This window comes from Pseudomonas sp. BT76 TE3572 (assembly GCF_050435365.1).
In the GTDB taxonomy this organism is placed as follows: Bacteria; Pseudomonadota; Gammaproteobacteria; order Pseudomonadales; family Pseudomonadaceae; genus Aquipseudomonas; species Aquipseudomonas fluorescens_W.
Map to the genome: position 1 here is coordinate 3,555,776 of NZ_JBNDKE010000001.1, position 13,159 is coordinate 3,568,934.

General features: G+C 58.1%; 11 protein-coding genes. 1 reads left to right on the forward strand and 10 read right to left on the reverse strand.

Annotated features, from left to right (window positions below):
* Positions 1 to 46 precede the first annotated feature (46 nt).
* The 4 genes from glmM to rlmE form a co-directional block, all read right to left on the reverse strand.
* Positions 47 to 1,384 (reverse strand): phosphoglucosamine mutase, encoded by a 1,338-nt coding sequence (glmM, locus tag ABH912_RS16275; protein WP_033058120.1) that lies wholly within the window; start codon positions 1,382 to 1,384, stop codon positions 47 to 49.
* 16 nt (positions 1,385 to 1,400) lie between these two features.
* A complete protein-coding gene (gene folP, locus ABH912_RS16280; RefSeq protein WP_033058122.1) occupies positions 1,401 to 2,252 on the reverse strand; it encodes a dihydropteroate synthase in 852 nt (283 codons plus the stop codon).
* An 8-nt stretch (positions 2,253 to 2,260) separates the two neighbouring features.
* A complete protein-coding gene (gene ftsH / locus ABH912_RS16285; RefSeq protein ID WP_033058123.1) occupies positions 2,261 to 4,174 on the reverse strand; it encodes an ATP-dependent zinc metalloprotease FtsH in 1,914 nt (637 codons plus the stop codon).
* 202 nt (positions 4,175 to 4,376) lie between these two features.
* A complete protein-coding gene (gene rlmE, locus ABH912_RS16290) occupies positions 4,377 to 5,006 on the reverse strand; it encodes a 23S rRNA (uridine(2552)-2'-O)-methyltransferase RlmE (RefSeq protein ID WP_046054045.1) in 630 nt (209 codons plus the stop codon).
* 101 nt (positions 5,007 to 5,107) lie between these two features.
* On the opposite strand from rlmE, the gene ABH912_RS16295 reads away from it, so the two are divergent.
* Entirely contained in the window at positions 5,108 to 5,416 is a 309-nt protein-coding gene (locus ABH912_RS16295) for a YhbY family RNA-binding protein (RefSeq protein ID WP_008057408.1), read from the forward strand.
* 9 nt (positions 5,417 to 5,425) lie between these two features.
* Here the strand turns inward: ABH912_RS16295 and ABH912_RS16300 are convergent, their stop codons facing one another.
* The 6 genes from ABH912_RS16300 to dnaJ form a co-directional block, all read right to left on the reverse strand.
* The gene (locus ABH912_RS16300) at positions 5,426 to 5,830 is read right to left on the reverse strand and encodes an MFS transporter (RefSeq protein WP_429511116.1); all 405 of its coding nucleotides are present in this window, start codon (positions 5,828 to 5,830) and stop codon (positions 5,426 to 5,428) included.
* A gap of 28 nt (positions 5,831 to 5,858) precedes the next feature.
* The gene (gene greA / locus ABH912_RS16305; RefSeq protein WP_033058235.1) at positions 5,859 to 6,335 is read right to left on the reverse strand and encodes a transcription elongation factor GreA; all 477 of its coding nucleotides are present in this window, start codon (positions 6,333 to 6,335) and stop codon (positions 5,859 to 5,861) included.
* A gap of 2 nt (positions 6,336 to 6,337) precedes the next feature.
* On the reverse strand, positions 6,338 to 9,559 hold the full coding sequence (gene carB / locus ABH912_RS16310) for a carbamoyl-phosphate synthase large subunit (RefSeq protein WP_429511117.1): 3,222 nt from the start codon (positions 9,557 to 9,559) through the stop codon (positions 6,338 to 6,340).
* A gap of 118 nt (positions 9,560 to 9,677) precedes the next feature.
* Positions 9,678 to 10,814 carry a glutamine-hydrolyzing carbamoyl-phosphate synthase small subunit gene (gene carA, locus ABH912_RS16315; RefSeq protein ID WP_033058128.1) on the reverse strand — a complete coding sequence of 379 codons (1,137 nt, stop codon included), beginning with the start codon at positions 10,812 to 10,814 and terminating at the stop codon, positions 9,678 to 9,680.
* A 260-nt stretch (positions 10,815 to 11,074) separates the two neighbouring features.
* Positions 11,075 to 11,881, reverse strand: coding sequence for a 4-hydroxy-tetrahydrodipicolinate reductase (gene dapB, locus ABH912_RS16320; RefSeq protein ID WP_429511118.1), 807 nt, complete (start codon positions 11,879 to 11,881; stop codon positions 11,075 to 11,077).
* Between the two features lie 9 nt (positions 11,882 to 11,890).
* Positions 11,891 to 13,015, reverse strand: a complete 1,125-nt coding sequence (gene dnaJ / locus ABH912_RS16325) for a molecular chaperone DnaJ (protein WP_033058131.1) — start codon at positions 13,013 to 13,015, stop codon at positions 11,891 to 11,893.
* Between the last annotated feature and the right edge of the window lie 144 nt (positions 13,016 to 13,159).

The window sequence follows — 13,159 nt, forward strand, 5'->3', positions numbered from 1 at the left end:
GTGGGCGCAGATGTTACCCAACACAATCATGGCTGGCAAGCCGAAATCAGGCAGAAACTTCAGTAACCAGTTTTGCCAGCTCTTCGGCGTAGCCGCGAACCTGTGTTTCGTCCTCGCCTTCGACCATGACACGCACCAGCGGCTCCGTCCCGGACTTGCGCAACAGCACGCGCCCACGACCCGCCATAGCCTTGGTAACGCGCTCGCTTGCCTCCTTGACGGAGGGATGATCAAGAGGGCTCGCACCACCGCCGAATCGTACATTGATCAGCACCTGAGGGCACTTGCGCAGTGCCTGACGCGATTGCGCCAGCCCCTCGGAGCGGGTCTTCAGCGCCATCAATACCTGCAATGCGGCAATGATCGCGTCACCGGTGGTGGTGTGGTTGAAGCAGACAATGTGCCCCGAATTTTCACCACCCACCAGCCAATCGCGCTCCAGCAACTCGGAGATTACGTACCGGTCGCCAACATTGGCCCGCACAAAAGGAATTGCCAGATCCGCCAGGGCCAATTCCAGCCCCAGGTTACTCATCAGCGTACCGACCACACCGCCCTGCAACTTGCCGTGCTCATGCAGGTCGCGAGCAATGATGAACAACAGCTCATCACCGTCGACAACAGTACCGGTGTGATCAACCATTTGAACGCGGTCACCATCACCGTCAAATGCGATACCCAAATCAGCATGCTCGGCCAATACAGCTGCTTGCAGCGGCCCCATATGGGTCGAACCGCAATTTTCATTGATGTTCAGGCCGTTAGGATGAGCGGAAAGCACAACGACATCGGCTCCCAGCTCACGGAATACACTAGGCGCCACCTTATAGGTCGCACCGTGAGCGCAGTCGATCACGATCTTCAGGCCCGCGAAGCTGGTGCCGGTCGGGACGCTGCTTTTGCAGAATTCGATATAGCGACCTGACGCATCGTTGATGCGCGATACCTTGCCGATCTTGCTCGACTCAACCACGGTCATCGGGGTGTCGAGCAATTCTTCGATCATATGCTCGACTTCATCAGGAAGCTTGGTGCCCTTCCCGGAGAAAAACTTGATGCCATTGTCATCGTGAGGGTTGTGCGAGGCACTGATCACGATGCCCGCTTCGGCCTGGAAGGTACGCGTCAGGTAGGCGATGGCCGGTGTCGGCATCGGCCCCAGGAGCATGACATCGGCACCTGCCGATGTAAGTCCGGCCTCGAGCGCAGATTCGAACATATACCCGGAGATCCGCGTGTCCTTGCCCACCAATACCTTGCAGGCGCCCATTTTGCGGAACGCCATGCCAGCAGCCCAGCCGAGCTTGAGCATGAAGTCAGGAGTAATCGGATATTCGCCGACCCGACCACGAATGCCGTCGGTGCCAAAGTATTTTTTAGTCATAAGTACTCCATCATTCTTATTCGGCTGAGTCCACTGCGGCGATCATTCGCACCACATCGACGGTTTCGGCCACATCATGGACGCGCAATATACGCGCACCCTTGACCGAAGCCAGCGCTGCAAGCGCCAGACCACCATACAGACGCTCGCCAACCGGACGATTCAATGCCTGACCTATCATGCTCTTACGCGAGACCCCGACCAACAGGGGTCGCCCCAAGGCATGCAAGGCCTCCATATGCTTGAACAAGCTTAGATTGTGCTGCAAGGTTTTTGCGAAGCCAAAGCCCGGATCCAGGATGATCCGGTCCGCCGTAATTCCTACCGACGCACACTGAGCCATGCGCTCGGCAAGAAACTCGCCGACCTCTTTCGTGACGTCCTGGTACTGCGGATTGTCCTGCATGTCGCCCGGCTCACCGAGCATATGCATGAGACAGACTGGCAAGCCGGTGGCCGCAGCCGCATCCAGAGCACCATCACGCCGCAGCGAGCGCACGTCATTGATCAACCCCGCGCCAAGCCGTGCGGCTTCGCGCATGACAGCCGGGGTGGAAGTGTCGACCGAGATAATTACATCCAGCTCGCGATGTATTCGCTCGACGACCGGAGCTACGCGTTCAAGCTCCTCCAGCGGTGAAACCACCCTGGCACCCGGCCGGGTCGATTCGCCACCGACATCAATCAACGTCGCGCCGGCCGCCACCATAGCCTCAGCGTGGCGCAAGGCCGCATCGAGCTGGCTAAATTGGCCGCCATCAGAGAAGGAATCGGGAGTGACATTGAGAATACCCATGACGTGCGTCAGGGCTAAATCAAGAACCCGATTGCCGCAAGGCAACCGGGTCGAGGACTGAACAGAAGTCATTTCAAACCTTAAACGTCAGCAGCCGGACCGCCGATCGGTGTTTCCGGACGCGGATCCTGTGCCACCGGAGGAGTTCCGGAGGTACCGGTGCCGCCGCCTGACCAGTCGCGAGGCTCACGAGGCGTACGACCCGCCATGATGTCGTCGATCTGATCAGCGTCGATCGTTTCGTACTTCATCAAGGCATCAGCCATGGCGTCGAGCTTGTCACGGTTATCAGTGAGGATCTGCTTCGCCGTGCCGTAGCACTGATCGATGATGCTGCGCACTTCGGAGTCAATCAACTTGGCTGTCTCACCGGAGAAGCTTGCACCCTGACCGCCACCGCCGCGACCGAGGAACACTTCGCCCTCTTCTTCTGCGTACATCAACGGACCGAGTTTTTCCGACAAGCCCCACTTGGTCACCATGTTCCGTGCAATCTGGCTGGCACGCATGATGTCGTTTGACGCACCGGTGGTGACGCCGTCGAAGCCCAAGGTCATTTCTTCAGCAATACGACCGCCATACAACGAGCAGATCTGACTGATCAACGCACGCTTGGACAGGCTGTAGCGATCTTCTTCCGGCAGAAACATGGTCACACCCAGCGCACGACCGCGCGGGATGATCGACACCTTGTAGACCGGGTCATGCTCAGGCACTACGCGCCCAACAATAGCGTGACCTGCCTCATGGTAAGCGGTGTTCTGCTTCTCTTTCTCGGACATGACCATGGATTTGCGCTCGGCGCCCATCATGATCTTGTCTTTGGCCAACTCAAATTCTTTCATTTCGACGATGCGCTTGCCGGCACGGGCCGCGAACAACGACGCCTCGTTCACCAGGTTAGCCAGGTCAGCACCAGAGAAACCAGGGGTACCACGAGCGATCACGGCCGGAGCGACATCGTCACCCATTGGCACTTTTCGCATGTGAACCTTGAGAATCTGCTCGCGACCACGGATATCCGGCAGACCGACGACAACCTGACGGTCGAAACGGCCCGGACGCAGCAACGCAGGGTCCAGCACATCCGGACGGTTGGTTGCAGCGATGACGATAATGCCGTCGTTCATTTCGAAGCCGTCCATCTCTACCAGCAACTGGTTGAGAGTCTGCTCGCGCTCATCGTGACCACCACCCATCCCGGCGCCACGATGGCGACCGACGGCGTCGATTTCATCGATGAAGATGATGCAAGGCGCGTGCTTCTTGGCCTGCTCGAACATGTCACGAACACGGCTGGCACCGACACCGACAAACATTTCGACAAAATCGGAACCGGAAATAGTGAAGAACGGTACTTTTGCTTCGCCTGCAATCGCTTTGGCGAGCAACGTTTTACCGGTACCTGGAGGACCCACCATCAGCACGCCGCGAGGAATGCGACCACCCAGACGCTGGAACTTGCCCGGATCACGCAAGAACTCGACCAGCTCACCAACTTCTTCCTTGGCTTCGTCACAACCGGCAACGTCACCCAAGGTGGTTTTCACCTGATCCTCGGAGAGCAGGCGCGCCTTACTCTTGCCGAAGCTCATTGGCCCGCCCTTTCCACCGGCGCCACCCTGCATCTGCCGCATGAAGAACATGAACACGGCGATGATCACCAGGATCGGGAAGCTTGCGACCAGGAGCTGAGTCCAGATGCTTTGCTGTTCAGGCTGCTTGCCTTCAACTACGACATGGTTGTCCACGAGGTCGCCGATCAGACCGTTGTCCTGGATTGCCGGACGAATGGTCTTGAAGCTGTCGCCATCGTTGCGTTTGCCGGTAATCACGTAGCCGTCAACCGCTACGCGCTCGACCTTTCCATCCTTGACCTGCTGGATGAAGTCGGAATAGTTGAGGGTCTGCGGCTCGTTAGGGCTGGAGAAGTTGTTCATCACTGTCACCAGGACAGCCGCGATGATCAACCACAGGATCAGATTCTTTGCCATATCGTTCAATTAACTACCCTCTGAAGCAAGCTCCGCTAATGGCGCGCGCTTCGCATGATATTCACCGGCCTAACTTACTACATTACCTACGGCTCTGGCAGGCGCCGTCTGTAACCCTTTGTGAAACACTTTCTACACAATATTCGTTTATGCACGCGGGGCGAAATACGAAAAACCTATCACCCCGCAAAAAAACCTCGTTTTACTCACTACGGCCGCGATAGCCCCAAGCCAGCATGTATTGCTCGCGGGAACTGCCACGGGAAGAGTCCGGCTTGATCATCTGGACCTTGTCGAACTTCTGACGAGCGTCCTTCACGTAAGCATCAAACCCCTCACCCTGAAACACCTTGATCACGAAATTACCACCCGGCTTGAGTATCCGAGCCGCCAGATCAAGAGCCAGCTCGCAAAGAAACATGGCTTTTGGCATGTCTACGGCAGGCGTACCACTCATATTGGGGGCCATATCGGAAATCACAAGGTCCACCTGCGAATTACCCACGGCTTCAAGGATCTGAGCGAGCACTTCGTCCTGGGTGAAGTCACCCTGGATGAAAGTCACGTCCGGAATGCTGTCCATTTCGAGGATGTCCGACGCGATCAGGCGCCCCTGCCCACCGATCAGCCTGCTAGTGACCTGCGACCAGCCACCGGGCGCCGCACCCAGGTCGACAACGCTCATACCCGGACGGATCAGCTTGTATTTCTCTTGGACCTCCAGAAGCTTGTAACTCGCACGCGAGCGGTAGCCATCCTTCTGCGCCTGCTTCACATACGGATCATTGACATGTCTTTTCAGCCAACCAAGGCTTGTCTTGGAACGCGCCATTGGGCACCTCGATGATAAGGGTCGTGATTAATTGGGCGGATCCACGAACCCTCGGGTAAAATGGCCGCCATTTTACAGAATCCAGACTAAAGGGTCAGATTATGCCGCTCACTCAAGAGCAGAAGAAACAGTACAAATCCATTGGCCACCATTTGAAACCAGTTTTGATTGTGGCTGACAACGGTTTGACTGAAGGTGTATTAGCCGAACTTGAACGCGCTTTGGCGGATCACGAGCTGATCAAAATCAAGCTCAACATCCTCGATCGCGAGTCGCGTCTGGCGAACATTGCAGAACTGTGCAAGGTCGGCAAAGCGGACCTGGTTCAGGTCATCGGCAAGATGGCACTGATTTACCGCAAGAACTTCAGCGTCAACAAGCAGCTGTCGAACGTTCATCGCTTCAAGTGATGGCAAGGGTCAAGGGTGTGCTTCGCGCACCCTGCCACTCCATCCAGGCACCGGCTGCAACACCAGCACCAGCCCGGAAAAGCCCAGAACAAGATAGCTGAACACCTGCCAACGCACTGCATCCGGCCAACCGAAGCGCACCGCGAAAAACATCGCACACGCATACAGCGCCATCATTAGCAGTTGCCCACGAATATCGCGCCATAGACTGACGAGGCCCTCGGCCTGAACCAGCACCAAAGCCTGAAAAATCACGCACGCTGTGGCGAAACCCACCATCAGCGCATCAAGCATGCCTGCAATTTCGTCGATCAGCAGCGGCGCCAGGCCAATCTTGGCCAGCACCGGCAGCAGACCGATGTGCAACAGCCACAGGCCACCCACCCACAACATCTGAGTCAGTTGCCAAAGCATGGCGCCCGCATGTAGCGGGCGCCTGCGCTCAGATGTGGCGAACTTCGACAATCTCGTACTCGATAACGCCGCCAGGCGTTTTCACGGCAACCACATCACCCTCTTCCTTGGCAATCAAGGCGCGGGCCAATGGCGAGCCGACCGAAATCTTGCCGAGCTTGAAGTCAGCCTCATCCTCACCAACGATGTGGTAAGTGACGCTTTCATCTGTCTCGACGTTGGCGATTTCAACGGTGGTGCCGAAGATCACTTTGCCGGTATGAGGAATGGTCGTGACATCAATGATCACCGCGTTCTGCATGCGGCCTTCGATGTCGCGGATCCGTGCCTCGACCATACCTTGCTGCTCGCGAGCAGCGTGGTATTCGGCGTTTTCTTTCAAGTCACCCAGCTCGCGGGCCGTACCGATGTCCTGGCTGAGCTTCGGACGGACGACCTTGGTCAGGTGAGCGTGTTCTTCTTCCAGGGCTTTCGCGCCCTGAACGGTCATTGGGTACTTGGTTATGCTCATGCCTTCAATCCTGCGTGTAGATCCTGCAAGCGGCGCACGGTCTTCTCGGGACCGAACTTCAGCGCTTCGCAGATAGCTTCGCCAGCAGCAATGGTAGTGGTGCAGTAAATCTTGTGCTGCAAGGCATTACGACGAATGGAGTACGAATCAGCGATCGATTGACGACCTTCGGTGGTGTTGATGATCAGGGTGACTTCGTCATTCTTGATCATGTCGACCACGTGCGGACGACCCTCGGTCACCTTGTTCACACGACGCACTTTCAGGCCTGCGGCTTCGATCAGCTTGGCAGTACCGGCAGTGGCGACCACTTCGAAGCCCAAGTTGATCAGATCACGGGCCACGCCTGCAACCAGTGGCTTGTCGTCATCACGCACGCTGATGAATGCGGTACCGCCGGTCGGCAGCACTTCGCTGGCGCCCATTTGGGCTTTGGCAAACGCTTCACCGAAGGTGTCGCCCACGCCCATCACTTCACCAGTGGACTTCATCTCTGGGCCCAGAATCGGGTCCACGCCAGGGAATTTGGCGAATGGGAACACCGCCTCTTTCACACTGTAGAAGTTCGGAATGATTTCTTTGGTGAAACCAATTTCCTTCAGGGTTTTACCGGCCATCACGCGAGCCGCGATCATTGCCAGGGAAACACCGATGCACTTGGACACGAACGGCACGGTACGGGAAGCGCGCGGGTTGACTTCGATGACGTAGATGTCTTCGCCTTGCAGCGCCAACTGAACGTTCATCAGGCCGACAACGCCCAGCTCCAGGGCCATTTTCTTGACCTGTTCGCGCATTTCGTCCTGGATGTGAGCAGGCAGCGAGTACGGCGGCAGGGAGCACGCGGAGTCACCGGAGTGAACGCCGGCCTGCTCGATGTGCTGCATGATTGCGCCGATCACCACGTCGGTGCCGTCGCAGACCGCATCCACGTCCATTTCGATCGCGCAGTTGAGGAAGTGGTCGAGCAGCACCGGGCTGTCGTTGGACACTTTCACCGCATCACGCAGGTAGCGCTTGAGCTCTTCTTCTTCGTAAACGATTTCCATCGCGCGGCCGCCCAGTACGTAGGACGGACGAACGACCAGCGGGTAACCGATCTTGCTGGCTGCGCGGATCGCTTCGTCTTCGCTGCGCACGGTGGCGTTTGGCGGCTGACGCAGGTTCAGGCGCTCAACCATTTGCTGGAAACGCTCACGGTCTTCTGCACGGTCGATGGCGTCAGGGCTGGTGCCGATGATCGGCACACCGGCTTCTTCCAGGGCACGAGCCAGTTTCAACGGGGTTTGGCCGCCGTACTGGACGATCACGCCTTTCGGCTTCTCGACGCGGACGATTTCCAGTACGTCTTCCAGGGTCACTGGTTCGAAGTACAGGCGATCGGAAGTGTCGTAATCGGTGGAAACGGTTTCCGGGTTGCAGTTGACCATAATGGTCTCGTAACCGTCTTCGCGCAGCGCCAGTGCCGCGTGTACGCAGCAGTAGTCGAACTCGATACCCTGGCCGATACGGTTAGGACCGCCGCCGAGGATCATGATCTTGTCGCGGCCCGACGGCGCAGCTTCGCACTCTTCCTCGTAAGTTGAGTACATGTAGGCGGTGTCGGTGGCGAACTCGGCCGCGCAGGTGTCAACGCGCTTGTAGACCGGGAAGATTTCCAACTTGTGACGGTGGCGACGCAGAGCCTTCTCGGTCACGCCCAGCAGCTTGGCCAGACGCATGTCGGAGAAGCCTTTGCGCTTGAGGCGGAACATCAAGTCGCGGTCGATGCTGGCCAGACCCAGGGTCTTGATCTTCTCTTCTTCCTTGATCAGATCTTCGATCTGTACCAGGAACCACGGGTCGATCATGTTCATGCCGAAGATGTCTTCGACCGACAGGCCGGCGCGGAAGGCGTCAGCCACGTACCAGATACGCTCGGCACCCGGCACGGTCAGTTCGCGCTTGAGGATGCTCATGCTTTCCGGATTGCTCAGGTCGAGCTTCTCGTCCAGGCCGCAAACGCCCACTTCCAGACCTCGCAGGGCTTTCTGCAGGGATTCCTGGAAAGTCCGGCCGATGGCCATGACTTCACCCACCGACTTCATTTGAGTGGTCAGGCGCGCGTCGGCTTTCGGGAATTTCTCGAAGGCGAAGCGTGGCAGCTTGGTCACGACGTAGTCGATGGACGGCTCGAAGGAAGCGGGAGTAGCGCCGCCGGTGATTTCGTTCTGCAACTCGTCCAGGGTGTAGCCGATCGCCAGCTTGGCAGCGATACGCGCAATCGGGAAACCAGTGGCTTTCGAGGCCAGCGCCGAAGAGCGGGATACACGCGGGTTCATCTCGATCACGACCATACGGCCAGTGTCCGGGCAGATGCCAAACTGAACGTTGGAGCCGCCGGTTTCCACGCCGATCTCACGCAGTACCGCCAACGAGGCGTTACGCATGATCTGGTATTCCTTGTCCGTCAGGGTTTGTGCAGGAGCAACGGTGATCGAGTCACCGGTGTGCACGCCCATCGGGTCAAAGTTTTCGATGGAGCAGACGATGATGCAGTTGTCCTTCTTATCGCGGACAACCTCCATCTCATATTCTTTCCAGCCGATCAGGGATTCGTCGATCAGCAGCTCTTTGGTCGGCGACAGGTCGAGGCCGCGGGCGCAGATTTCTTCGAACTCTTCACGGTTGTAAGCGATACCGCCACCGGTGCCGCCCATAGTGAAGGACGGACGGATGATGCACGGGAAGCCAAGCTTCTCGAGGACCACGTTGGCCTCTTCCATGCTGTGGGCGATACCCGAACGCGGGCAGTCCAGGCCGATGGATTTCATCGCCTTGTCGAAGCGCGAACGGTCTTCAGCCTTGTCGATGGTGTCAGCGTTGGCGCCGATCATCTCTACGCCGAACTTCTCCAAAACGCCTTCGCGCTCCAGATCCAGTGCGCAGTTCAGAGCGGTCTGGCCACCCATGGTCGGCAGCAGTGCGTCCGGACGCTCTTTCTCGATGATCTTGGCAACGGTCTGCCACTTGATCGGCTCGATGTAGGTGGCGTCGGCCATGGCCGGGTCGGTCATGATGGTCGCTGGGTTGGAGTTCACCAGGATGACGCGGTAACCCTCCTCGCGCAGGGCTTTACAGGCCTGGGCGCCGGAGTAGTCGAATTCGCAGGCCTGGCCGATCACGATCGGGCCAGCGCCGAGAATCAGGATGCTTTTAATGTCTGTACGTTTTGGCATGGGTTTGTCACTCAAATCCGCAGGTCAGTCGGCAAGCCGTCTTGTTCAATCTTTGAAGACCTGAGGGGCCACCGTGTGTCGGGACCGCCCTCAAGCTTTGCTACATCAAGGCGAGCGATTAGCGTCGCTTGGCCATTTCGTTGATGAAGCGATCAAACAGTGGTGCTACGTCGTTCGGGCCAGGGCTGGCTTCAGGGTGACCCTGGAAGCTGAAGGCGCTCTTGTCGGTACGTTCGATACCTTGCAGGGTGCCGTCGAACAGCGATTTGTGGATCGCCCGGACGTTGGCTGGCAGGGTCGCGTCGTCTACCGCAAAACCGTGGTTCTGGCTGGTGATCATCACCACACCGGTGTCCAGATCCTGGACCGGGTGGTTGGCACCGTGGTGGCCGTGACCCATTTTCAGGGTCTTGGCACCGGAGGCCAGGGCCAGCAGTTGGTGACCAAGGCAGATACCGAAGACCGGAATGTCGGTTTCCAGCACATCCTTGATCGCCTGGATCGCGTAGTCGCAAGGCTCCGGGTCACCAGGGCCGTTGGACAGGAACACGCCGTCCGGCTTCAATGCCAGCGCTTCAGCAGCTGGCGTCTGTGCCGGCACCACGGTCACGCGGCAACCGCGCTCGACGAGCATGCGCAGGATGTTCAGCTTGACGCCGTAGTCGTAGGCAACCACGTGGTACGGCAGCTCAGAGGCCTCGATGGTCGCGTGGCTGTCGGTTTTCAAATCCCAGACAGTTGAGCGCCACTCGTATTTCTCTTTGGTGCTGACGACTTTCGCCAGGTCCATGCCTTTGAGGCCAGGGAAACCCTGGGCGGCGGCGATGGCGGCTTCTTCGGAAATGTTGTCACCGGCCATGATGCAGCCGTTCTGCGCGCCTTTTTCACGCAGGATGCGCGTCAGGCGGCGAGTGTCGATACCGGCGATTGCCACAACGTTGTTGGCTTTCAGGTAGTCGGACAGAGACATCGTGTTACGCCAGTTGCTCGCAACCAGTGGCAGGTCACGGATAACCAGGCCCGCGGACCAGACGCGGTTGGACTCGGCGTCTTCCGGCGTGGTGCCGGTATTGCCGATGTGCGGGTAAGTCAGGGTAACAATCTGTTGGGCGTAGGAAGGATCGGTAAGGATTTCCTGATAGCCGGTCATTGCGGTGTTGAACACCACCTCACCAACGGTTTGACCGTCGGCTCCAATGGCTTCGCCGCGAAAAATGCTGCCATCAGCAAGGGCGAGTATGGCTGGCTTAGTCAAGAAGACCTCCCGTAAATAAAGCCTGAAAGGGCGATCGCAGGTTGTAAAAAAGCGGAGTGACGTATGGACACGTCACCCCGCTTCTTCACCGAATAATTCTGCGCGCTTTTAGTGGACACACTAAAGCTGTAGCTTACAGAAAAAGGCATTTTTGGTCTACCGCCAATGAGCCTAAAAGGCCGGAGAATGCGACAGGACGTCGCTTGGCGGAATAAAACCGGGTTCAAACACACTCTTTGAACCCGATTTCGGGGCGCATCTTAACGCAGATCGAGTACATCTTGCATGTCGTAAAGACCCGGCTCACAACCGTCCAGCCACAACGCAGCACGTACCGCGCCCTTGGCGAAGGTCATGCGACTGGAAGCTTTATGCGTGATCTCCAGTCGCTCGCCCTCACAGGCGAACAGCACCGTATGATCGCCAACTACATCACCACCGCGAACAGTGGCAAAGCCGATCGTTTCACGCTCGCGAGCACCGGTATGACCTTCGCGACCATAAACCGCAACCTTCTGCAGATCACGATCCAGGGCGCTGGCGATGACTTCGCCCATGCGCAGAGCCGTACCTGAAGGCGCATCGATCTTGTGCCGATGATGAGCCTCGATGATCTCGATATCCGCGTCATCACCCAGCACACGAGCAGCCATGTCGAGCAGCTTCAGCGACAGGTTTACACCGACACTGAAATTGGCGGCGAACACGATCGGAATATCCTTGCCGGCCTCGGCCAGCAGCTGCTTCTGCGCGGCGTCCAGCCCTGTCGTGCCGATCACCATGGCCTTGCCCGCCTTACGGCAGAACGCCAGGTTTTTCAGCATGACTTCCGGGAGCGTGAAGTCGATCAGCACGTCGAATTCATCAACCACCGCGTCCAGATTGCCAGACAGTGGAACGCCGATACGCCCCAGCGAGGCCAGCTCACCAGCATCTACGCCAATCAGCGTGCTGCCAGGGCGTACGATGGCTGCCGTCAGCCCGGTCAGCGGCGCGCGCTGCTGCACCGCCTCGACCAGAATCTTGCCCATGCGCCCGGCAGCGCCCATCACAGCTATACGTCGCATGCCGACTCCTTACAAATCGCCGAAGAAGCGCTTCACGCCTTCGAACCAACCAGTGGTTTTAGGCGAATGGCTGTTGTCATCCGCCAGCGAGCTACGGAACTCTTCCAGCAGTTCGCGCTGACGACGCCCCAGATTGACCGGGGTTTCGACCGCCACTCGGCACATCAAGTCACCAGCACCGCCGCCGCGCACTGGCGCCACACCCTTGCCGCGAACACGGAACTGCTTGCCAGTCTGAGTCCCTTCAGGGATTTTCAGTTTGACGCGACCATCAAGGGTCGGAATCTCCAGCTCGCCACCCAGCGCAGCATCGACAAAGCTGATTGGCACTTCGCAGAACAGGTGCTTGCCGTCGCGCTGGAAGATCGCGTGCTCACGCACGTTGATCACCACGTACAGGTCGCCAGTCGGACCACCCTGAGCACCCGCCTCGCCTTCGCCGGACAGACGAATGCGGTCACCGGTATCAACACCGGCCGGCACTTTCACCGAGAGGGTTTTGTACTCTTCGACACGACCTTGACCGTCGCACGAGCTGCACGGATCGGAAATGATCTTGCCTTGGCCATGGCAGCGCGGGCACGTCTGCTGCACCGAGAAAAAGCCCTGCTGCATACGGACTTGACCGATACCGCCGCAAGTCGGGCAAGTGATCGGCGCGGAGCCTTTCTTGGCGCCCGAACCGTCGCACGGCTTGCAGTTGACCAATGTCGGAACACGGATATTCACGGTCGTACCGCGCACCGCTTCTTCCAGGTTCAGTTCCAGGGTGTAGCGCAGGTCGCTGCCGCGCTGAGCGCCGCCACGAGAACCGCCGCGACCACCGCCGAAGAAGTCACTGAAGACATCACCAAAGATGTCGGAGAAGTTCTGACCGCCAAACCCGGCACCGCCGCCGCCCATGCTCGGGTCAACACCGGCATGACCGTACTGGTCGTAGGCCGCGCGCTTGCTGGAATCGGACAGCACCTCGTAGGCCTCGTTGGCCTCCTTGAACATATCTTCCGACGCTTTGTCATCGGGATTACGGTCCGGGTGGTGCTTCATCGCCAGGCGACGGTAGGCCTTTTTCAGGTCTGCTTCGCTTGAGCCACGCTCAACACCCAATACTTCGTAATAGTCACGCTTTGCCATAAGTCTTTGCACTCTTAAGGACGTTCGGCAAACCTCTCCTGAGCCTTGCCAAACTCGTTGAGCCCCAATACAGGCCCGGACCCAACTCACGTCAATTCAACGATCCTGGTCTTTGATTCACGCGGTACTTTCGGCTCGAAAAGC